The sequence below is a fragment of the Acidovorax sp. WCS2018Noco2-16 genome (assembly GCF_031843945.1).
In the GTDB taxonomy this organism is placed as follows: domain Bacteria; phylum Pseudomonadota; class Gammaproteobacteria; order Burkholderiales; family Burkholderiaceae_C; genus Paracidovorax.
The window spans coordinates 204,442-225,857 of sequence record NZ_JAVTJJ010000004.1; the positions used below are offsets into that span (position 1 = coordinate 204,442).

At 66.8% G+C, this 21,416-nt stretch carries 22 protein-coding genes; 13 read left to right on the forward strand and 9 right to left on the reverse strand.

The genetic code is table 11. The annotated features are described in order from the left end of the window. Positions 1–17: 17 nt before the first annotated feature. From RQI28_RS11950 to RQI28_RS11960, 3 genes are all read right to left on the reverse strand, one after another. Positions 18–992 carry a tripartite tricarboxylate transporter substrate binding protein gene (locus RQI28_RS11950; RefSeq protein ID WP_311222817.1) on the reverse strand — a complete coding sequence of 325 codons (975 nt, stop codon included), beginning with the start codon at positions 990–992 and terminating at the stop codon, positions 18–20. Between the two features lie 96 nt (positions 993–1,088). Beyond that, on the reverse strand, positions 1,089–1,988 hold the full coding sequence (gene xerD, locus RQI28_RS11955) for a site-specific tyrosine recombinase XerD (RefSeq protein ID WP_311222818.1): 900 nt from the start codon (positions 1,986–1,988) through the stop codon (positions 1,089–1,091). A gap of 84 nt (positions 1,989–2,072) precedes the next feature. Then, on the reverse strand, positions 2,073–3,035 hold the full coding sequence (locus tag RQI28_RS11960; RefSeq protein WP_311222819.1) for a tripartite tricarboxylate transporter substrate binding protein BugE: 963 nt from the start codon (positions 3,033–3,035) through the stop codon (positions 2,073–2,075). A 191-nt stretch (positions 3,036–3,226) separates the two neighbouring features. Between RQI28_RS11960 and RQI28_RS11965 the strand changes: the two genes are divergently transcribed. Then, positions 3,227–4,132, forward strand: a complete 906-nt coding sequence (locus tag RQI28_RS11965; protein ID WP_311222820.1) for an AEC family transporter — start codon at positions 3,227–3,229, stop codon at positions 4,130–4,132. 66 nt (positions 4,133–4,198) lie between these two features. On the opposite strand, the gene queG is transcribed toward RQI28_RS11965, so the two are convergent. Continuing rightward, positions 4,199–5,260, reverse strand: a complete 1,062-nt coding sequence (gene queG / locus RQI28_RS11970; protein ID WP_311222884.1) for a tRNA epoxyqueuosine(34) reductase QueG — start codon at positions 5,258–5,260, stop codon at positions 4,199–4,201. A 12-nt stretch (positions 5,261–5,272) separates the two neighbouring features. On the opposite strand from queG, the gene tsaE reads away from it, so the two are divergent. From tsaE to RQI28_RS11990, 4 genes are all read left to right on the forward strand, one after another. Further along, positions 5,273–5,812: a tRNA (adenosine(37)-N6)-threonylcarbamoyltransferase complex ATPase subunit type 1 TsaE gene (gene tsaE / locus RQI28_RS11975; protein ID WP_311222821.1), complete on the forward strand. Its 540-nt coding sequence runs from the start codon at positions 5,273–5,275 to the stop codon at positions 5,810–5,812. 89 nt (positions 5,813–5,901) lie between these two features. Beyond that, complete coding sequence (locus RQI28_RS11980) at positions 5,902–7,287, forward strand: N-acetylmuramoyl-L-alanine amidase (RefSeq protein ID WP_311222885.1); 1,386 nt, start codon at positions 5,902–5,904, stop codon at positions 7,285–7,287. Between the two features lie 58 nt (positions 7,288–7,345). Next, the gene (locus RQI28_RS11985) at positions 7,346–7,678 is read left to right on the forward strand and encodes a cupin domain-containing protein (RefSeq protein ID WP_311222822.1); all 333 of its coding nucleotides are present in this window, start codon (positions 7,346–7,348) and stop codon (positions 7,676–7,678) included. Positions 7,679–7,875: 197 nt separating this feature from the next. After that, entirely contained in the window at positions 7,876–8,109 is a 234-nt protein-coding gene (locus tag RQI28_RS11990; protein WP_311222823.1) for a glycine zipper 2TM domain-containing protein, read from the forward strand. A 147-nt stretch (positions 8,110–8,256) separates the two neighbouring features. On the opposite strand, the gene RQI28_RS11995 is transcribed toward RQI28_RS11990, so the two are convergent. Continuing rightward, positions 8,257–8,907, reverse strand: coding sequence for a DedA family protein (locus tag RQI28_RS11995; protein ID WP_311222824.1), 651 nt, complete (start codon positions 8,905–8,907; stop codon positions 8,257–8,259). Between the two features lie 147 nt (positions 8,908–9,054). Between RQI28_RS11995 and RQI28_RS12000 the strand changes: the two genes are divergently transcribed. Together RQI28_RS12000 and RQI28_RS12005 are read left to right on the forward strand one after the other, a co-directional pair. Continuing rightward, positions 9,055–9,480 (forward strand): hypothetical protein, encoded by a 426-nt coding sequence (locus RQI28_RS12000; RefSeq protein ID WP_311222825.1) that lies wholly within the window; start codon positions 9,055–9,057, stop codon positions 9,478–9,480. An 8-nt stretch (positions 9,481–9,488) separates the two neighbouring features. After that, on the forward strand, positions 9,489–9,701 hold the full coding sequence (locus RQI28_RS12005) for a helix-turn-helix transcriptional regulator (RefSeq protein ID WP_311222826.1): 213 nt from the start codon (positions 9,489–9,491) through the stop codon (positions 9,699–9,701). A gap of 40 nt (positions 9,702–9,741) precedes the next feature. On the opposite strand, the gene RQI28_RS12010 is transcribed toward RQI28_RS12005, so the two are convergent. Both RQI28_RS12010 and xdhC read right to left on the reverse strand, forming a co-directional pair. Continuing rightward, entirely contained in the window at positions 9,742–10,965 is a 1,224-nt protein-coding gene (locus RQI28_RS12010) for a urate hydroxylase PuuD (RefSeq protein ID WP_311222827.1), read from the reverse strand. Between the two features lie 195 nt (positions 10,966–11,160). Next, positions 11,161–12,006, reverse strand: a complete 846-nt coding sequence (xdhC, locus tag RQI28_RS12015; protein ID WP_311222828.1) for a xanthine dehydrogenase accessory protein XdhC — start codon at positions 12,004–12,006, stop codon at positions 11,161–11,163. 98 nt (positions 12,007–12,104) lie between these two features. Between xdhC and RQI28_RS12020 the strand changes: the two genes are divergently transcribed. Further along, entirely contained in the window at positions 12,105–12,653 is a 549-nt protein-coding gene (locus RQI28_RS12020; RefSeq protein ID WP_404976903.1) for a hypothetical protein, read from the forward strand. Between the two features lie 121 nt (positions 12,654–12,774). Here the strand turns inward: RQI28_RS12020 and uraH are convergent, their stop codons facing one another. Further along, the gene (gene uraH, locus RQI28_RS12025) at positions 12,775–13,125 is read right to left on the reverse strand and encodes a hydroxyisourate hydrolase (RefSeq protein WP_311222829.1); all 351 of its coding nucleotides are present in this window, start codon (positions 13,123–13,125) and stop codon (positions 12,775–12,777) included. Positions 13,126–13,230: 105 nt separating this feature from the next. Here uraH and RQI28_RS12030 point away from each other — a divergent pair, with 105 nt between their 5' ends. The 5 genes from RQI28_RS12030 to ggt all read left to right on the forward strand — a co-directional run bounded on the left by RQI28_RS12030 (position 13,231) and on the right by ggt (position 19,919). After that, entirely contained in the window at positions 13,231–13,908 is a 678-nt protein-coding gene (locus RQI28_RS12030; protein ID WP_311222830.1) for a GntR family transcriptional regulator, read from the forward strand. 11 nt (positions 13,909–13,919) lie between these two features. Continuing rightward, positions 13,920–14,873, forward strand: coding sequence for an allantoinase PuuE (puuE, locus tag RQI28_RS12035; RefSeq protein WP_311222831.1), 954 nt, complete (start codon positions 13,920–13,922; stop codon positions 14,871–14,873). Between the two features lie 65 nt (positions 14,874–14,938). After that, positions 14,939–16,714, forward strand: coding sequence for a 2-oxo-4-hydroxy-4-carboxy-5-ureidoimidazoline decarboxylase (gene uraD / locus RQI28_RS12040; RefSeq protein ID WP_311222832.1), 1,776 nt, complete (start codon positions 14,939–14,941; stop codon positions 16,712–16,714). Then, on the forward strand, positions 16,711–17,955 hold the full coding sequence (locus RQI28_RS12045; RefSeq protein ID WP_311222833.1) for an ArgE/DapE family deacylase: 1,245 nt from the start codon (positions 16,711–16,713) through the stop codon (positions 17,953–17,955). Before uraD ends, RQI28_RS12045 begins: the two co-directional genes overlap by 4 nt. A 107-nt stretch (positions 17,956–18,062) precedes the next feature. Beyond that, complete coding sequence (gene ggt / locus RQI28_RS12050) at positions 18,063–19,919, forward strand: gamma-glutamyltransferase (protein ID WP_311222834.1); 1,857 nt, start codon at positions 18,063–18,065, stop codon at positions 19,917–19,919. A gap of 108 nt (positions 19,920–20,027) precedes the next feature. Here the strand turns inward: ggt and RQI28_RS12055 are convergent, their stop codons facing one another. Further along, positions 20,028–21,365 (reverse strand): glycerate kinase, encoded by a 1,338-nt coding sequence (locus RQI28_RS12055; protein ID WP_311222835.1) that lies wholly within the window; start codon positions 21,363–21,365, stop codon positions 20,028–20,030. Positions 21,366–21,416 lie beyond the last annotated feature (51 nt).

Consider the following 21,416-nt stretch of genomic DNA (forward strand, 5'->3'; position numbering starts at 1 on the left):
TTCAGTCAGTCGGGGGGTCAATCGTTCAGCTGCAGCTTGCGATCGCGAATCAGGCGCGCCCATTTCTCGTTGTCGCCCTTCACGAAGGCCGCGAAGTCGGCGGAGCCCAGCGAATGCACCTGCGCGCCCGCGGCGACGAACTTGGCTTGGATCTCAGGTTGCGCCAGCACGCGGGCCAGTTCCTGCGCCAGCCGCTCGGTCACTTCGCGCGGCATGCCGGCGGGGCCCACCAGGCCTTGGAAGCCGACCGACTCCATGGCACCCAGGCCCAGCTCGCGCACCGTGGGCACGTCAGGCAGCAGCGGGTCGCGCTGCGGCCCGGTCACCGCCAGGGCGCGCAGCTTGCCGCCCCGGATCTGCGGCAGCAGCACCGGCCCTGCGTCGATCAGCAACTGCGTCTGCCCGCCGATCAGGTCCTGGATGGCAGGCGCGCTGCCTTTGTAGGGCACGTGGGTCACGTTCATGCCGGTGGCCTGGTTCATCAGCTCGCCGTTCAGGTGCGTGGAAGTGCCTGCCCCGCCCGAGGCAAAGTTGGCTTCGCCGGCATTCGCGCGCGCCCATTCCACCCAGGCGCGAAGGTCCTTGGCCGGATGGTCGGGCCGGGTGACGGCGATGTAGCTGCCCTGGCTGATCTGGCCGATGTAGGTGAACTGCCGCACCGGGTCGTACGGCATTTTTTTCTGCAGGTACGGCGCGATGGCGAAGGGGCCGGTGTTGGCCAGCAGCAAGGTGTAGCCGTCGGGCGCTGCGCGGGTCAGCTCGGTCGCGGCGATCATGCCGCCCGCACCGGGCTTGTAGTCCATCACGATCTGCTGGCCCAGCGCCTGCTGCAGCGGCATCTGCACCGTGCGCGCCGCAAAGTCGATGCCGCCGCCGGGCGGGTAGCCCACGATCAGGCGGATGGGCTTGGCCGACGGCCAGGCCTGGGCCATGGCGGCGGTGGACAGAAGCGCCAGCGCGCATGCGCCGGCCCAGTGCTTGAATGTGGACATGGTGTGAAGGTCTCCGAGATGTAGGTATAGGTCTGGCGCGCCTCATGGCGACTGACGGATTATCGACAAGCTGCGCCGCCGCCCACGCGGGTGGCATCAGCCGCGCGGATGGTGCTGTGCGTGCAGTTGCTTGAGGCGCTCGCGCGCCACGTGGGTGTAGATGGTGGTTGTGGAAATGTCGGCATGGCCCAGCAGCAGCTGCACCACACGGAGGTCGGCCCCATGGTTCAGCAAGTGGGTGGCAAAGGCGTGGCGCAGCGTGTGGGGCGACGGCGGCGCGGTGATGCCGGCGAGGTGCGCATTCTTCTTCACGATGACCCAGAACATGGCCCGCGTCATGCCCGCTCCACGCTGGGTGACGAACAGGTCGTCGCTCTGCTGGCCGCCCAGAATGGCGGCGCGCGACTCGGCCAAGTAGCGCTCCAGCCAGCGGCCGGCCTCTTCGCCGAAGGGCACCAGCCGCTCCTTGCCGCCCTTGCCCATCACCCGCAGCACACCCTCCTGCAGACCCAGGTGAAAGGTCTTGAGGGTGACCAGCTCGGTCACGCGCAGGCCGCTGGCGTACATCAGCTCCAGCATGGCGCGGTCGCGCAGGCCCAGCGGGGTGGCGGTGTCCGGTGCATGCAGCAGGGCTTCGACCTGCGCTTGCGTCAGCGTCTTGGGCACGCGCAACGGCTGCCTGGCGGCCTGCAGGCGCGCGGTGGGGTCGACGGTGATGCGCCGCTCGCGCAGCGCCCAGTGAAAGTAGCGCCGCAGCACCGTCAGCCGCCGGTTGGCCGACGTGGCCCGCGTGACCGCATGGCGCGCGGCGAAGTAGCCGTTCAGGTGGTGCTCGGCGGTGGCGTCCAGCGCCAGGGGCGGGGTTTGATCTGCCAGCCAGCCGGCATAGAGCGTCAGGTCCAGCCGATAAGCCGCCAGCGTGTTGCGCGACAGGCCGTCTTCCAGCCACAGCGCGTCGATGAAAGTGTCAATGGCGGTCTGGCTGTCGGGGAGCATGGAAAACCATAGCACGCGCGGGCGCAAAAAAAAGCCGCCCTGTGGAAACGGGCGGCTTGGTGGCGCGGTAAAGCGCGCGGCGCTTTATTCAAGCACCAGCTTCTGCTTTTGCACGACCTGCTTGTAGATCTCGAACTCGGCCTTGATCTGCTCGGCAAATTGCTCGGGCGAGTTGCCGATGACGATGGAGCCGGTGTCCTCGATGCGCTTCTTTACGGCCGGATCTTCCAGCGCCTTGCGCACGCCTGCGTTGATCTTGTCCACGACGTCCTTGGGCAGGCCCTTGGGGCCGAGGATGCCGTAGTAGGCCATGCGGTTGACGGGCTCCAGGCCCACTTCCTTGAACGTGGGCACGTTGGGCAGGGCCGCCACGCGCTGGGGCGCAGCCACCACGATGGGCACCAGGCGGCCGTCCTTGATGAAGGGCAGTGCCGAAGGCAGGTTGTCGAAAATCATGGGCACCTGGCCGGCCACCGTGTCGTTGAGCGCAGGGCCCGCGCCGCGGTAGGGAATGTGCGTGACGAAGGTGTTGCTCAGGCTCTTGTACAACTCCATCTGCAGGTGGCCGATGCCGCCCGTGCCCGACGACGAGAACGAATACTTGCCCGGCGACTTCTTGAGCTCGGTCACGAAGGACTTGTAGTCCTTGGCGGGAAAGCTGGGGTTCACCGCAATGATGTTGGGCGTGGCCGCGATGTTGATGATCGGTGTGAAGTCGGTCAGCGGGTTGTACGGCGTCTTGGGGTTGATGGCCGGGTTGGCCGCCGTGGACGACACCGTGGCGATACCGAGCGCGTAGCCATCGGGCGTGGCACGGGCCGTTTCAGACGCGCCCACGATGCCGCCGCCACCGGGCTTGTTCTCCACGATCACTGACTGGCCCAGTGCCTTGCCCAGCGGCTCGGCGATCACGCGGGCAATGATGTCCGTCGTGCCACCGGGGGCGAAGGGAACCACCAGGCGCACGGGCTTGTTGGGGTAGGTCTGAGCAAACGAGGTGCCGGCGGCCAGTGCAAGGGCCAGTCCGAACCAGTTTCGACGGTGCATAGTCTCTTCTCCTGTGTGCATGTAACAACGGCGACAGCCGTGGCCGTAAATCCTAAACGCAGGATCACGGCAAAGGGCTTGTGAGATGCGCGCCAATCGTGAGGGCTTTCCCTTGAACGCGCGGCGTGTGTCAGCGTCCTGCAAGGCTCTGGCGCACTCTGCTGCCCTTCGGCGGCAGGTATGCTCACCGGGTGACCTACGCCCAGCTGCTGCTCCCCGACTTCTCCCTCATCTTGCTGGGCTACCTGCTGTGCCGCTACACCCCGCTGGGCCGCGCGGTGTGGCAGCCGGTGGAAACGCTGGTGTACTTTCTGCTGTTCCCGGTGCTGCTGTTCCAGTCCATCGTGAAGAGCCCGATTCAGGTGGGCGAGGCTTCGGGGCTGATCGTCGCCGGCGTGCTGGTCGGGCTGGCCGGCATTGGCTTGGCGTACTTGCTGCCGCGCATGCCAGGGCTGCGCGGGCGCATCGACCCGCGCGACCACGCTGCCAGCGCGCAGGTGGCTTTCCGCTTCAACTCGTTCATCGCCCTGGCGCTGGCCGACCGGCTGGCCGGCCCGCAGGGCCTGCTGCTGATCGCCGTGCTGATCGGCGTGTGCGTGCCGCTGTTCAACGTGGCCGCCGTATGGCCCATGGCGCGCGCGGGGCAGACAGGCTTTGTGCGCGAGTTGGTGCGCAACCCGCTCATCGTGGCCACGGCCACCGGGCTGGTTGCCAACCTGCTGGGGTTTCGGATACCGGGCTGGATCGAGCCCACGGTCAGCCGCATCAGCGCGTCGTCGCTGGCGCTGGGGCTGATGGCCGCCGGTGCGGGCATGCAGTTCGGTACGCTGGCGCGCGGCAAGCTGCTGGGGGCGTCGGTGCTGCTGATCCGCCATCTTGTGCAGCCGCTGCTGGCCTGGGGCATGGCGCGTCTGCTGGGGCTGGATGCCGTGCAGACCACCGTGCTGCTGGCCTTCTCTGCCTTGCCCACCGCGTCCACCTGCTACGTGCTGGCCGCGCGCATGGGCTACAACGGGCCGTACGTGGCCGGGCTGGTCACGCTGTCGACCGTGCTGGGTGTGCTGAGCCTGCCGTTCGCGCTGGGCGTGCTGCGGTGACACACAGCCATTTGCTATAAATATGATAGCTATCAGCGCTTGATGGATAAGCGCTAGAGGCCAATTTCATTCAAATTCTTGCGCCAGGGCCCAGGCCACGTGCTCGCGCACCAACGGGCTGGCGTCCTCGGCGCGGGCGGCCAGTGCGGCGCGCACGCCGGCATCGCCCGTCTGGCGCAGCGCGTTGCCCAGTGCCACCGCCACATTGCGCAGCCAGCGCTCATGGCCGATGCGGCGGATGGGGCCGCCCTCGGTCAGCCGCAGGAAGGTGGGCTCGTCCCAGCTGAAGAGATGCGCCAGCTGCTGGCCAACCAGGCCGGTGCGCGCGTCGAAGTCCGGCAGCACGCTGGCCTGCGCGAACTTGTTCCACGGACAGATCAGCTGGCAGTCGTCGCAGCCGTAGATGCGGTTGCCCATCAACGGGCGCAAGGCTTCGGGTATAGCGCCGGCATGCTCGATGGTGAGGTACGAGATACAGCGCCGCGCGTCCACCCGGTGCGGCGCCACGATGGCCTGCGTGGGGCACACGTCTATGCAGGCCTGGCAGGTGCCGCAGTGCGGCGTGACCGGGGCGCTTTCGGGCAGGTCCATGTCCACATAGATCTCGCCCAGAAAGAACATCGAGCCGGCGTCGCGGTGCAGCACCAGCGTGTGCTTGCCGCGCCAGCCCTGGCCGCTGCGGCTGGCCAGCTCGGCCTCCAGCACGGGCGCTGAATCGGTGAACACGCGGTGGCCGATGGGCCCCACCGCCTGGCCGATGCGGTCGGCCAGCTTCTGCAAGCGGCTGCGCAAGACCTTGTGATAGTCGCGTCCACGGGCGTAGACCGATACGATGCCTTCGGTGGGCCGCTGCAGGCGCGCGAATTCGACCGTCTGCCAACCGTCTTGCGCAGCGGCGCCGTCGAAGGTGGAGGCCGGCAGATAGTCCATGCGCGCGGTGATCACGCTGACGGTGCCGGGCACCAGCTCGGCCGGCCGTGCGCGTTTGAGTCCATGCGCTTGCATGTATTGCATCTCGCCGTGGAACCCTTGGGCCAGCCATTGCATCAACCCGGCTTCGGCCGAGGACAAATCCACGCCCGCCACGCCGATTTGGGAGAATCCCAGTTCGCGGGCCCAGCCTTGCATTTGAGGAACGAGTTGACTGCTGAACGACATTACGGCCAGATTGTAGAAAGCCCCTCCCCTGAGGCCACGGGCGCAGCGCCCGCCATCGCCTCCACCGAACTGCATTGGCACGGCGAGGACGACACCGCACGCTTTGCCGAGCGTCTGGCCGCGCTGCCTGAATTGCGCAACGCCTTCATCACCTTGCATGGCGACCTGGGCGCCGGCAAGACCACGCTGGTGCGGCACCTGCTGCGCGCACTGGGCGTGCAGGGCCGCATCAAGAGCCCGACCTACGCGGTGGTGGAACCGCACGAAGCGCCAGGTCTAGCCATCTCGCATTTCGACTTCTACCGCTTCAGCGACCCGCGCGAATGGGAAGACGCGGGCTTTCGCGACGTCTTCGCCAGCCCCGGCCTGAAGCTGGCCGAATGGCCCGACAAGGCCGCCGCGCTGCTGCCGCCGGCCGACCTGGCCATCCATATCGACGCGCTGGATGACGACCACCGCCACGTCACGCTGCGCGCAGGCACCGCGCGCGGGCAACAACTGCTGCAAGGATTGAACGCATGAGCGACGCCCGCCCTGGCGGCACAGACGCCTTTCGCCCCATTGACTGCGCTGGCTCGGCCGACTCCACGCCCTCGCGCCGCAAGCTGCTGATGCAGGCCGGTACCCTGGTGTTGCTGCTGGGCGCGCAGCAGATCGCGCGCGGCGCCGGCATCGTGGCGGTGCGCGTGTGGCCCGCGCAGGACTACTCCCGCGTCACCATCGAGTCAGACCAGCCGCTGGTCGCCAAGCAGTTCTTCGTCGCCACGCCGCCGCGCCTGGCGGTGGACATCGAAGGCCTGGATCTGAACCCTGAGTTGCGCGAGCTGGTCGCCAAGGTCAAGTCCGACGACCCGAACATCGCCGGCATCCGCGTGGGGCAAAACGCACCCGGCGTGGTACGGCTGGTGATCGACCTCAAACAGGCTGCGCTGCCGCAGGTGTTCTCGCTCAAGCCGGTGGCGGCGTACCAGCACCGCCTGGTGTTCGACCTGTACCCGGCCGTGCCCGAAGACCCTCTGGAGGCATTGATCGCCGAGCGTCTGCGCGAGGCCCCCACGCCGGCCCCGATGCCGCACATTGCAGCCAAGCCCGGCACACCGACCGACCCGCTGGGGGACCTGATTGCACAGACCGGCCAGCGGCCCGGCGCGCCGGCACCGGCGCCCGGCATGGCGCCCGCCGCGCCGCCGCCGCTCGTCGCTGCCGCTCCGCCATCGCCGCCCGCACCGCCCACACGGCCGCAGCCTGCCGCGCCTGCAATCGCCCGGGCGACCGATCGGCTCATCATCGTGGCGCTGGACCCGGGCCACGGCGGCGAAGACCCCGGCGCCATCGGCCCGGGTGGCACGCGCGAGAAAGACGTGGTGCTGAAGGTCGCACACCTGCTGCGCGACCGCATCAACGCCACCACCGTGGGCGGCAACCCGATGCGCGCCTTTCTCACGCGCGACGCCGACTTCTTCGTGCCGCTGGGCGTGCGCGTGGAAAAGGCCCGCCGCGTGCAGGCCGACCTGTTCGTGTCGATCCACGCCGACGCATTCACCACGCCAGCAGCGCGCGGCGCCAGCGTGTTCGCTTTAAGCCAGGGCGGCGCATCCAGCACGGCCGCACGCTGGCTGGCCAACAAGGAAAACCAGGCCGACCTGGTCGGCGGCCTGAACGTGAAGACACAGGACCAGCATGTCCAACGCATGATGCTGGACATGAGCACCACCGCGCAGATCAACGACAGCCTCAAGCTCGGTACCGTGCTGCTGGGCGAGATCGGCGGCATGGCCCGGCTGCACAAGCCGCGCGTGGAGCAAGCAGGCTTTGCCGTGCTGAAGGCGCCCGACATTCCCAGTGTGCTGGTGGAAACCGCCTTCATCAGCAATCCCGAAGAAGAGGCCAAGCTGCGTACCGCCACCTACCAGCAGCAATTGGCTGACGCACTGATGCGCGGCATCACGCGATACTTCGCCAAGAACCCGCCGCTGGCGCGCAGCAGGTCCGTCTAGCGAACGGCTTTCCGCAGCAGTGCCCCGGCGCCACATCCACCCCACAAGGAGAAGCACCATGGCACTGCAACATGCACGGTCCGGAGACATCGTCAGCCTCGCACCCCTGGGCGAGAAGATCGCCACCACGGCCACCGCCGCCATCATCAAGGCCGGCCAGTTGGAAGTCATTCGCGTGGTGCTGCCGGCGGGCAAGGAGATGCGCCAGCACGACACACCCGGCGAGATCACGGTGCAGTGCCTGGAGGGCGAGGTGGAATTCCACACCGGCAGCTCGGCGCATCTTCTGAGCGCGGGCGACTTCATCCATCTGCAGGCCAAGGCTCCGCATTCCCTGCGCGCACTGAAAGACGCTTCCTTGTTGGTAACGATCTGTCTGGTGGATGGTTGAAGTACGAGGTCTTATTCCACACGTAGCGCCACCTCGAACACTGACCGCACTGGCAACGTCCTACAACCCACGGCATCTTCTGCTGACACCTGCTGCGAGGTGGCCAGGCGATAGTTGCTTTACGTGCTGGATGAGGTCTGTGCCAAGCAGGCCCGCCACACATGACCCGTCATTCGCACACGTATTAGGAGCACACCATGAACTACCGCCATCTTCTGTCCGCCGCCGCCTGTGTCGCCGCTTTGGGCCTCGCAGGCTGCTCCACCAACCCCACTAGCGCCCAGGTAGGCACCGGTGCCGGCGCAGTGGTCGGCGGTGTCGTGGGTAGCGCACTGGGTGGCACAGCCGCCACGGTGGGCGGTGCCGCAGCGGGCGCCCTCATCGGCCACGAATTGGGTGAAGACCGCGACCAGCGCAACGGCCGCCGTTGATTCGCTGACCCACACATCCAGACCAACCGCCTTCGGGCGGTTTTTCTTTGGGCGCCTCCGGCAGGCGCACCCGTTTTTGATGGCCAGCAATCTGCACTTGCGAACCCCGGAACGACTGCGCTGAAGGGAAAAATGCGCAGAGGTCTTTCACGTCGCGGCTACCTTGTGGCGGCCGGCGCGCCAGGCCCCGAAGATCGCGATGAGGCCGGGAATGAAAATCATCGCCCAGATGATCTTGTCCAGATTTTTCTGCACCCAGGGGAAGTTGCCGAAGAAGTAGCCAGCGGAGCAGATGCCGAGCACCCACAAAAAGGCGCCGCCCACGTTGTACGCGGTGAATTTGGCCCGGCTCATCGCGGCCACGCCGGCCACGAAGGGTGCAAAAGTGCGAATGAAGGGCATGAAGCGCGCGATCACGATGGTGATGCCGCCGTACTTTTCATAGAAATTGTGCGCCTGGTCGAACGCGCGCCTGTTGAACCAGCGCGAGTCTTCCCACTGGAACACCTTGGGGCCGATCTTGCGCCCGATCATGTAGTTGCACTGGTCGCCCAGAATGGCGGCCGCAATCAGCACCACGCAGGCGATGGAAAAGTCCATCAGCCCCGCTCCGCTCAACGCACCGACGATGAACAGCAGCGAATCGCCCGGCAAGAACGGCATCACCACCACGCCCGTTTCCACAAACACAATGATGAACAGCAGCGCATAGACCCATGGGCCGTAGCTGGCGACAAAGGCCGCCAGGTGCTTGTCGACATGCACGATGAAGTCGATCAAAAAGCTCACGAGTTCCAAGCCGGTTCCTTTCAAAAAAGCAGCGCGGTAATGTACCTGAGAGGACTTCGCCGACAGCGCGAGCCCATCGGCGCCCAGCCAGGAAGAAATGCACCCCCATCCATTTGACAAGTAAACCTGACATCCTTAAAGTCATGTAAACCTTACATGGAGTTCTGGATGTCTGTAGTCAACTCACCCTTTTTCGTCGATGCGTCCCCTAACCGGCGCTACGTCACGAGAACCTTCTTTTTCATGGCCATCTACGCACTCATCAATGCAGCCGCGATCTTTGGTGTGTTCGATGCGTGGATCGGCACGCCGGCCGGCTGGGTGCTGGCGCTCGCGGTGGCGTTGCCGATCGCAGGGCAGCTCTGGACTCTGCTTCGGCTCATCGTCGACAGCGACGAATACCTGCGTGTGCTGTGGGCCAAGCGCGTCATCCTGAGCGCAGGCATCGTCATGGTGGCGTGCACGGCCTGGGGCTTTGGCGAAACCTATGCCGGGGCGCCGAGCATGCGCACATGGCTTGTCTTTCCGCTGTTCTGGGCCGTATCGGCCGTGGTCTGGCCATTTGTACGGTCGAGCCGCTGAGCCCAGCGATGAAAAACCGTTTGCGGACACTGCGCGCAGAAGCCGGCTGGACGCAGGCCCAGCTCGCCGAACGCCTGGCCGTCTCGCGACAGGCCGTGAATGCGCTCGAGGTGGAAAAGCATGATCCATCGCTGGATCTGGCCTACCGCATCAGCGTGGTGTTCGGCCGGCCGGTCGAGGAGATCTTCGAGAATCCTCACCGACAAAAGAGCCAGCGCTGACGCTGATTTAGCGTGCGAGCCGCCGGCGCCTACCTGGCGATTACTTGGCGCTCGCGATAGGCGCGCCTGCCTCGAACCACCGTTTGACCAGCGCGCGTTCTTCCTCCGTCATGCCGGTGGCGTTGTTCATGGGCATGAGCTTTTGCACCACCACCTGCTGGTACACCGCCTGCGCGTGCTGCTGCACGGTAGCGGGCGAATCCAGCCGCAGGTTCTTCATCTGCACCTGCTCGCCATGGCACATGTAGCAGCGCTGCGCCAGCACGGGCTGCAGCTGGGCGTAGTCCACGGGCTGCGCCGCAGCACCGGCAGCCGCAGCAGGCGTCGACGGCACGACCGAAGGCTTCAAGCCAATGATGGTGCCCAGGATCACCGCCAGCCCCACCAGTGCGTAAGGGAGCGGGTGCGCGTTGCGGCCCAGCTTCCAGCCGTGGCGCATCACGAAGAACTGGCGGATGGCAGCGCCCGCGAACATCATCAGGATGAGGATCAGCCAGTTCTGCGGATGGCCCCAGGTGAAGCTGTAGTGGTTGGACAGCATGGCGAACAGCACCGGCAGCGTGAAGTAGGTGTTGTGCACGCTGCGCTGCTTGCCGCGTTGGCCGTGGATGGGATCGACCGGCTGGCCGGCCTTCATCTGCGCGATCACCGTGCGCTGGCCGGGAATGATCCAGAAGAACACGTTGGCGCTCATCGCCGTGGCGATCATTGCGCCCACCAGCAAAAAGGCTGCGCGGCCGGCGAACCAGTGGCACGCCAGCCACGACGCCAAGCACACCAGCACGAAGACCAGCGCGCCGACGGTGGCGTCGCCATTCTTTCGCTGGCCGAACACGCGGCAGATGGCGTCGTACAGCAGCCAGAACACCACCAGGAAGGCCAGCGCCACCGCGATGGCCGTGGCCGGCGCCCAGTCCATGCGCGACTTGTCGATCAGGTAGGTGCTGGCGCTCCACAGGTACGACACCGTGAACAGCGCAAAGCCGCTGATCCAGGTGCTGTAGCTTTCCCAGAAGAACCAATGCAAATTCTTGGGCAACTGCGGCGGCGCGCCGGCGAACTTGACCGGGTGATAGAACCCGCCGCCGTGCACCGCCCAGAGCTCGCCGCTCACGCCCTGCTTTTTCAGCTCGTCATCGACCGGAGGCGTGAGGCTGGAATCGAGGAACACGAAGTAGAACGACGAGCCGACCCAGGCGATGGCAGTGATGACGTGGACCCAGCGCAGCAGCAGGTTGGCCCAGTCGAGAAGATAGCTTTCCATGTGTTCTCTCAGCCCCGATGGCGTGTGGGACGCCATGCATAAGAACCTGCTCACCACTGCGGGCGCTCTGAGCAGAAGATTGGGGCCGCGCACCTTGGCGCTCTTGGTGATGAACGCCGGGGCACCGCTGCGACCTGGATAGACCTGCGAAGTGTATGCAGGATTTGTTCCTGCCGGCGGCAAGCGGCCGCTGGTTCAGGCCGGCTGCTGTGTGATCTGCAACAGCTGCGCCGCCACCGCCACGGCAATCACCTCCGGCGCCTTGTCTGTGATGCCGGGCAACCCGATCGGGCAAGTGACGCCCGCCAGTTCCGCGTCGGAAAACCCGCGCTCGGCCAGCCGGCGTCGGAAGGTGGCCCACTTGGTGCGGCTGCCGATCATTCCGATGAAGGGCAGGTCGGCCTGCGTGCGGCGGCGCTGCAGGCAGGCGGCGACGATGTCCAGGTCTTCGGCGTGGCTGAAGCTCATCACCAGCACCAGCGAGCCCGCCGCCAGCGTGGGCACGGCGCCCTGCACGGGCTCGGAGTGTTCGCACAGCGTGCCGTGTGGCCCACGGGCCAGCATGTCGGGCGGGAAGACGCCGTCGCGGCTGTCGATCCAGTGCAGCGCGAAGGGCAGCGGCGCCAGCACCCGGGCCAGCGCATGGCCGACGTGGCCGCCGCCGAACAGCGCCAGCGGCTGCAGGCGTGGCGCCAGCCGCTGGCGCAGCGCCGGAACGTCGGCCACGGTGACACGTTCGAGCCGCACCTGCACCACGCCGCCGCAGCACTGCCCCAGGCTGGGGCCGAGCGCGTGGCGCACCAGGCGGGTTGCCGGGGCGCCGTCACCAACGCCCGCCGCGCCCAGCCAGTCGCGTGCATCGGCAATCGCCTGCCATTCCAGATGGCCGCCACCGATGGTGCCGATGACCGGGCCGGCACCGCCGAATACGGCCATCCACGTGCCGGACTCGCGCGGCACCGAGCCTTGGGTAGACTCCACCACCACCAGGCAGGCGGGCGCCAGGCCCAGGCCTTCCAGCAAGCGATGCAACGCCGTCATTTCCCCACTCATCCGAGTCCTTTCATGTGCCGATCCGTATGCCGATCCTGCGCCTGCACGGCACCGTCGACACAGCATAGCGAGCGACACGCCCCACCATGACCCAGCCGCCCCTGCCCCCCAAGCCTTCGTCGCGCCGCAAGCGCCCCTTCTGGTTGCCCGCCAGCCTGATGGCGGCCGTGGCCGCGCTGATGAGCGCCTGCCGCCCGCCCAGCGCCCCGACGCGGCCGGAAGAAACACGCCCGAGTGCCAGCGAGCCGCCCGCCGTGGTCGGCCCCGTGCCGGCGGAGCACGGATCGGCCCGCGCCTCTGCCGCCGCCACGCCGCGCGCCTACCGGCAGGACGCCGCAACGCACCTGTACGGTTTAAATGCCGATCGCATCCACAAGGGCAAGCTGCCGCCGCTGCTGTACGCCATCGGCGTGCTGGAAGTGGACATCGACAAGGTCGGCCGCGTGACCGCCGTGCGCTGGCTGCGCGCACCGCGCCATGCGCCTGAAGTGATGAAGGAGATCGAGGGCATGGTGCGAGAAGCGGCGCCCTTTCCCGCGCCCACGCGCATGGGCAAAGTCACCTACACCGACACTTGGCTGTGGGACAAGTCGGGGCGCTTTCAGCTGGATACCAAGACAGAGGGACAGCTTTGAATTGAGGTGCCTAACGCTATCGAATCCATAGCTGCACGCGCCTGAATCCATTGCCATTGCGATAAAAAAGCATCTGCACCGCCCTGAAATAAAGCGCTACCAGCTATTATTTGTATAGCAATCAAGACCCGCGGTAGGTCGAATAGCTCCAGGGGCTGACCAGCAGCGGCACGTGGTAATGCTGGTCGGCATGGGCCACGCCGAAGTCCAGGTGCACGACGTTAAGGAAGTTCGGCTCCGGCAGCTCCACCCCGCGCGCTTTGAAGTACGCCGCCACCTCGAAGCTCAGCCGATACGTGCCGGCGCGCAGACTGGCGTTGTCGAACAGCGGCGCGTCGGTGCGGCCGTCGTGGTTGAGCACGAGTTGCTTGAGCAGCGTGGGCTCGCCGCCGGCCATGGAATACAGCGACACCGCCATGCCCGCCGCCGGGCAGCCGTGCATCGTGTCGAGAACGTGGGTGCTAAGGCCCATAGGGAATCTCCTGAAGTAACGGCTGGTAGACGGGGATTGGTGTGGACCAAAAGTGTATACACTTTTAGCCAGTCCACTCATCGAATCCACCTGGCTTCGCCACCCATGGAATCTTCTTCCACCAGCGCCATCGTAGAGTCGCTCACGCGTGCCATCGCGGCGCACCGGCTGCAGCCGGGCACCAAGCTGGTCGAGCAAAAGCTGGCCGACCACTTCGGCGTGTCGCGCACGCTGGTGCGGCAGGCGCTCTTTCAACTGGCGCAGAACCGTTTGGTCACGCTGGAGCCCGCGCGCGGCGCTTTCGTGTCCACCCCGTCGGTGACCGAGGCGCGCCAGGTGTTTGCCGTGCGCGGCATGCTGGAAGCCGAGATGACTCGCGCGTTCGTGCGCAGCAGCACGCCGGCCAAGATCCGCGCGCTGCGCGAACACGTCCGCCGCGAGCAGGCGGCCGTGGAAGGCACTGACGCCAGCAGCCGCACCGAGTTGCTGGGCGACTTCCACGTGCGCATGGCCGAGCTGATGGGCAACGAAGTGCTGGCGCAGATGCTGGGCGACCTCATCTCGCGCTGCGCGCTCATCACGCTCATGTACCAGTCGGCCAGCGCGGCGGCGCATTCGCACGACGAACATTCGGCCATCGTCGATGCGCTGGCCGCGCGCGACGAAGCGCTGGCCGTGCAGCTGATGCAGGCCCATTTGATGCATGTGGAAGCCAGCCTGGCCTTCGACCACAAGCGCCCTCCCAACGACCTGTCGGTGGCCTTGTCGCCCCTGGCACATTGATGACGCCCACCATGACGCTCTACGACTCCACGCTGCCCTACCCGCGCGATCTGATCGGCTACGGCCGCAACCCGCCGCATGCCCGCTGGCCCGGGCAAGCACGCATCGCCGTGCAGTTCGTGCTGAACTACGAAGAAGGCGCCGAAAACAGCGTGCTGCACGGCGACGCGGGCAGCGAGCAGTTCCTCTCGGAAATGTTCAACCCCGCGGCCTACCCCGACCGGCACATCAGCATGGAGGGCATTTATGAATACGGCTCGCGTGCCGGGGTGTGGCGCCTGCTGCGCGAATTTGAAAAGCGCGGCCTGCCGCTCACGGTGTTCGGCGTGTCGAACGCGCTGCAGCGCCACCCCGAGCTGACCGCCGCCTTTGCCGAGCTGGGCCACGACATCGCCTGCCACGGCCTGAAGTGGATCCACTACCAGAACGTGCCCGAAGACGTGGAACGCGCCCACATGGCCGAGGCCATGGACATCATCAAAAAGCTCACCGGCGACCGCCCCCTGGGCTGGTACACCGGCCGCGACAGCCCGCGCACGCGCCGCCTGGTGGCCGACTACGGCGGCTTTGCCTACGACAGCGACTACTACGGCGACGACCTGCCGTTCTGGATGAAGGTGAAGAAGACCGACGGCACCGATGTCTCGCAACTCATCGTGCCCTACACGCTGGACTGCAACGACATGCGCTTCGCGCTGCCGCAAGGCTATTCGCACGCCGACCCGTTCTTTCAATACATGAAGGACACGTTCGACGCGCTGTATGCCGAGGGCGACCCTGCCGGCGACGACCGCCCCAAGATGATGAGCATCGGCATGCACTGCCGCCTTCTGGGCAAGCCGGGGCGCATCACCGCGCTGCAGCGGTTTCTGGACCACATCCAGCAGCACGAGAACGTGTGGGTGTGCCGCCGCATCGACATTGCACGCCACTGGGCGCAGCGGTTCCCGGCGCCCATTATTTAAGCCAAATCGGCCTCTAGCGCTTGATAAATAAGCGTTGGTAGCTCACTTTTCAGGAGCAAAACACCATGCCTCTGTCGCTGGAACAACTCAACGCCGCGCCGGCTGCAGACGCGCTGGCGCTGCTCGACGGCCTCTACGAGCACTCCCCGTGGATCGCCCAGGCCGCGCTGGCCGAGCGGCCTTTCCATTCACTGGCGCAGCTGAAATACGCCCTGGTGCGCGCGCTGGCGAAGGCGCCGGCCGACGCCAAGCTCGCGTTGATTCGCGCCCACCCCGAACTGGCGGGCAAGGCGATGGTGGCCAACACGCTCACCGCCGAATCCTCCAACGAGCAGAACAAGGCGGGCCTGACGCAGTGCACGCCCGAAGATTTCGCGCGCATCCAGCAGCTCAATGCCGACTACAACGCGCGCTTCGGCTTTCCGTTCATCCTGGCGGTGCGCGGGCCGCGCGGCACGGGTTTGGCCAAGCAGGAAATCATCGACACCTTCGCGCGCCGGCTGGACAACCCGGTCGACTTCGAAATGGGCGAAGCGCTGCGCAACATCCACCGCATCGCCGAGATTCGCCTGAACGACAAGTTCGGCGTCGAGCCTACGCTGGGCAACGACGTGTGGGACTGGCAGGAAAAGCTCAGCACGCACAGCGACCCCGGCTTTGCCGAACAGGGCCAGCTCACCGTCACCTACCTGACCGACGCGCACCGCGCCTGCGCCCAACGCATCAGCCACTGGATGCGCGACTGCGGCTTCGACGAGGTCGAGGTGGACGCGGTCGGCAACGTGGTGGGCCGCTACCACGGCAGTAGCCCGGACGCCAAAATCCTGATGACCGGCAGCCACTACGACACGGTGCGCAACGGCGGCAAGTACGACGGGCGACTGGGAATCTTCGTGCCCATGGCCTGCGTGCGCGAGCTGCACCGCGCGGGCAAACGCCTGCCCTTCGGCATCGAAGTGGTGGGCTTTGCGGAAGAAGAAGGCCAGCGCTACAAGGCCACCTTCCTCGGCTCGGGCGCGCTGATTGGCCACTTCAACAACGCCTGGCTCGACCAGCAGGATGCCGACGGCGTCACCATGCGCGAGGCCATGCAGCACGCCGGCCTGTGCATCGACGACATCCCCAAGCTGCGGCGCGACGCGGCCCGGTATCTCGGCTTCATCGAGGTGCACATCGAGCAAGGGCCGGTGCTCAACGAGCTGGATATCCCGCTGGGCGTGGTCACCTCCATCAACGGCGGCGTGCGCTACGTGTGCGAAATGTTCGGCATGGCCAGCCACGCCGGCACCACGCCCATGGACCGCCGCCGCGACGCCGCCGTGGGCGTGGCCGAGCTGGCGCTGTACGTGGAAAAGCGCGCGGCGCAAGACGGCGATTCGGTGGGCACCATCGGCCAGCTGCAGGTGCCCAGCGGCTCCATCAATGTGGTGCCCGGGCGCTGCCTTTTCTCGCTGGACCTGCGCGCGCCCACCGACCCGCAGCGCGACGCGCTGGAGCGCGATGTGCTGGCCGAGCTGGCCGCCATCGCCCAGCGGCGCGGCCTGCGCTTTCATGTAGAACAGGCCATGAAGGCGGCAGCAGCGCCCAGCGCACCGGCCTTGCAGCAGCGCTGGGAACGCGCGGTCGAATCGCTGGGCGTTCCCGTGTTCCGCATGCCCAGCGGCGCCGGCCACGACGCCATGAAGCTGCATGAAATCATGCCTCAAGCCATGCTGTTCACGCGCGGGCTGAACGGTGGCATCAGCCACAACCCGCTTGAATGCACCACGGCCGACGACATGCAACTGGCCGTCGATGCATTCACCCACGTTCTGAACCAACTCGCCACGGAAGCCCCATGAGCCAATACACACAACTCGACGCCTGGATCGACCAGCATTTCGACGAAGAAGTGCGCTTTCTACAAGCCTTGGTGCGCGTGCCCACCGACACGCCGCCGGGCAACAACGCGCCGCATGCCGAGCGCACGGCAGAGCTGCTGAAGGACTTCGGCTTCGAGGCCGAAAAGCACGCCGTGCCCGAGGCCGACGTGCGCGCCTACGGCATGGAATCGATCACCAACCTGATCGTGCGGCGGCCCTACGGCACCACCGCAGACGGCAGCAGCGGTGGCAAGACCATCGCTTTGAACGCCCACGGCGACGTGGTGCCGCCCGGCGAAGGCTGGACGCACGACCCGTATGGCGCCGAAATCGTCGATGGAAAAATCTACGGCCGCGCCACCGCCGTGAGCAAGAGCGACTTTGCCTCGTTCACCTTCGCGGTGCGCGCTCTGGAAGCCGTGGCCAAGCCGACGCAGGGCGCGGTGGAACTGCACTTCACCTACGACGAGGAATTCGGCGGCGAACTCGGCCCCGGCTGGCTGCTGAAGAACGGGCTGACGAAGCCCGACCTGCTGATTGCTGCCGGCTTCAGCTACGAAGTGGTCACCGCGCACAACGGCTGCCTGCAGATGGAAGTGACCGTGCACGGCAAGATGGCGCACGCCGCCGTGCCGCACACCGGCGTGGACGCGCTGCAGGGCGCCGTGCACATCCTGAACGCGCTGTACAAGCAGAACACGGCCTACCAGCAGATCACCTCCAAGGTCGAGGGCATCAAGCACCCGTACCTGAACGTGGGCCGCATCGAAGGCGGCACCAACACCAACGTCGTGCCCGGCAAGGTCATGTTCAAGCTCGACCGCCGCATGATCCCGGAAGAGAACCCTGTTGACGTGGAAGCCGACATCCGCCGCGTGATCGCCGAAGCGGCCGGTGCCCAGGCCGGCATCACGGTGGAGATCAAGCGCCTGCTGCTCGCCAATTCGATGAAGCCGCTGGCCGGCAACGCGCCGTTGGTCAAGGCCATCCAGCGCCATGGAGAGGCCGTTTTCGGCCAACCGGTGCCCGCCATGGGCACACCGCTCTACACCGATGTGCGGCTGTATGGCGAGGCCGGCATTCCGGGCGTGATCTACGGCGCCGGGCCGCGCTCGGTGCTGGAATCGCACGCCAAGCGGGCCGATGAGCGGCTGGACCTGGAAGACCTGCGCCGCGCCACCAAGGTCGTCGCCCGCGCCTTGCACGACCTGCTCGCGTAACGAGGTGCATCAACAGGCCGGCGCATGTAAACCCCGGCCTAAACTCCTCGCGGGCGTCGCAGCCCTGTGCTGCGATACAAGAACCCGATCAACGAGGAGATCCCGACATGCAACTTCGCCACACGCTGCTCGCCAGCAGCCTTGCCCTGGCGCTCGCCAGCCTGACCGCCTGCGGCACGCCGCAGCAGCCTTCCGCGCAGCAGCAAGCAACGCTGTCCCAGCCCGCGCCCGCCCTGGCTGTGCCCGCACCAGCCTCTGCCGCCAACACGGCCGCGGCACCCGCCGTGCAGCAGACCGCTGCGGCCCAGGCGGCCAGCGCGGCCTACGACTTCGACATGGACGTGTTCCACCCCGTAGTCGCCAAGAACGGCATGGTGGCGACGGAGCAGGAGCTGGCCTCCCGGATCGGCCTGGACATCCTCCAACAAGGCGGCAACGCGGTGGATGCGGCCGTGGCCATCGGCTTTGCGCTGGCCGTAGCGTTGCCCAACGCCGGCAACCTGGGCGGCGGCGGCTTCATGGTGGTGCACGACGCCAAGACCGGCAAGAACGTGGCGCTGGACTTCCGCGAGGTCGCACCGCAAGCGGCCACGCGCGACATGTACCTGGACGCGCAGGGCAACGTGGTCAACGGCAAGTCGCTGTACACGCACTACGCCGTGGGCGTGCCGGGCACAGTGGCCGGCATGGAGCACGCGCTGAAGAGCTGGGGCACGCTGCCACTGGCCAAGGTGATCGCGCCGGCCGCCGCGCTGGCCGACAAGGGCTTTCCGGTCAGCGAAACGCTGGCCAAGATCCTGCAACAGGAAAAGAAGAACATGGGCCAGTGGCCCGCCACGCGCGCCATCTTCTGGAAGAACGGTGAGCCTTTGAGAGCGGGCGACAAGCTGGTGCAAAAAGACCTGGCGCAGTCGATGCGCCTGATCGGCCAGCAGGGCGCCAAGGCGTTCTACCAGGGCTCCATCGCGCAGAAGATCGCGGCAGAAACCAAGCCGCACGCCGGCGCGCTCACGCTGGCCGACCTGCGCGATTACAAGGTGGTCGAGCGCATGCCCACCACCGGCACGTACCGCGGCTATGACATCGTGACCATGCCGCCGCCCTCGTCCGGCGGCCCGCACCTGGTGCAGATTTTGAACATGCTCGAGCCTCTGCCGCTGGCGCAGTGGGGAGCGAACAGTGCGCAGACCATCCACTACCTGGCCGAGAGCATGAAGCTGGCCTACGCCGACCGCTCCGAATACCTGGGCGACCCGGACTTCGTGAAGATTCCGCTCAAGGGCCTGACCTCGAAGGCCTATGCCGCACAACTGGGCAAGACCATCGATGCGAACGTGGCGCGTTCGGGCAAGAGCATCAAGCCCGGCCAGCCCCAGCCGTATGAAAGCGACCAGACCACGCACTATTCGGTGGTCGACAAAGCCGGCAACGCCGTGGCGGTGACGTACACGTTGAACACCAACTTCGGCAGCGGCATCGTCGCCAAAGGCACGGGCATCTTGCTCAACAACGAGATGGACGACTTCTCCGCCAAGCCCGGCGTGGCCAATGCCTACGGCCTGGTCGGCGGCGACGCCAACGCCGTGGCCGCCAAGAAGCGCCCCCTGTCGTCGATGACGCCCACCATGGTGCTGAAGGACGGCAAGCCCGTGCTGGTGACCGGCAGCCCCGGCGGCGCGCGCATCATCACGGCCGTGCTGCAGACCGTGGTGAACACCATCGACTTCGGCATGAACCCGGCCGAAGCCGCCAGCGCGCCGCGCGTGCACCACCAGTGGACGCCGGACGAGCTGCGCATCGAAAAAGGCCTCAGCCCCGACACCATCGCGCTGCTCAAGGCCAAGGGGCACAACGTGCAGCTCAAGGCGTCGATGGGCCGCACGCAGACCATCCAGCTGCGCGGCGGCGCGCTGTACGGCTACTCCGATCCGCGCAACCCGGACGGCAAGACGCTGGGCTACTGATCACTGATCGCAGATCACGTCTGCAAAGAAGAACCCGCTGGCTTTCACGGCCAGCGGGTTTTTCATGGTCAAAACGGCCTCTAGCGCTTTATACATAAGCGCTAACAGCTATAAAATTAATAGCGCACGGAAGTCATTGACGTTGGTGTGCGTGGGCCCGGTCACCACCAGGTCGCCCAGCGCGTCGAAGTAGCCATAGGCATCGTTGCGGTCCAGATGCGCGGCGATGCGCAGGCCGGCCGCGTCGGCGCGTGCCAGCGTGTCGGGCGCCACGCTTGCGCCGGCGTTGTCTTCCACGCCGTCGATGCCGTCGGTGTCGGCTGCCAGTGCCCACACGCCAGACTGGCCCTGCAGCGCCTGCGCCAGCCCCAGGCAGAACTCGCCCGCCCGGCCGCCCCGCCCGCGCGGCGTGCCTGGCGCCTGTGGCCGCACCGTGACGGTGGTTTCGCCGCCCGAAAGAATCACGCAGGGCCGCGCAAACGGCTGGCCGTGGCGCGCCACGGCGCGGGCCAGCGCGGCGTGCACCTTGCCCACCTCGCGCGATTCGCCCTCCATGTCGTCGGACAGGATGTAGGCCGCAACGCCCGCCGCACGCGCTGCCTCGGCCGCAGCTTCCAGCGCTTGGCGGGGCGTGGCAATCAGGTGCACCGCGTGGCCGTTGAACGCGGCATCGCCCGGCTTGGGCGTCTCGAGCGCGCCGTCCTGCAGCGCCGTGCGCACGGCGGCGGGAACCTCGATGCGGTAGCGCTGCAAGATGTCCAGCGCGTCGGCGCAGGTGGTGGCGTCGGCCACCGTAGGGCCGCTGGCGATCACCGAAGGGTCGTCGCCCGGCACGTCGCTGATGGTGAGCGTGACGACCCGCGCCGGCGCGCAGGCCGCGGCCAGCCGCCCACCCTTGATGCGCGAGAGGTGCTTGCGCACGCAGTTCATTTCGTCGATGGCGGCGCCGCTTTCCAGCAGCGCCTGGTTGATGCGCTGCTTGTCCTGCAGCGTCAGACCGTCGGCCGGCAGCGTGAGCAACGCGGAGCCGCCGCCCGAAACCAGGCACAGCACCAGGTCGTTTTCCGTGAGGCCCTGCGTGAGCGCCAGCATGCGCTGCGCGGCGTCGAGCCCGGCCGCGTCGGGCACCGGGTGCGCGGCCTCGACCACCTCGATGCGCTGAGCCAGCCCCTGGGGCCGGGGCGGCGTGTGGCCGTATCGCGTGACGACCAGGCCGGACAACGGCGCATCGGCCGGCCAGAGCGCCTCCACCGCCTGCGACATCGCACCACCGGCCTTGCCGGCGCCCAGCACCAGCGTGCGGCCACCGCTCTCGGGACTGGGCGGGGCTGGCAGGAAGGCAGCGGTGTTGTGCAGCGGCAGCGCGCGGTGCACGGCCACGCGGTACAGGTGCTCCAGAAATTCAGCAGGCTGGGTGGTGGGGTCGGGCATTCGGGTGTCGGTCATGAGCGGTCTCCAGCATCGATTTTGAAGCCACCCGCGCGGTGCTGCGGCAAG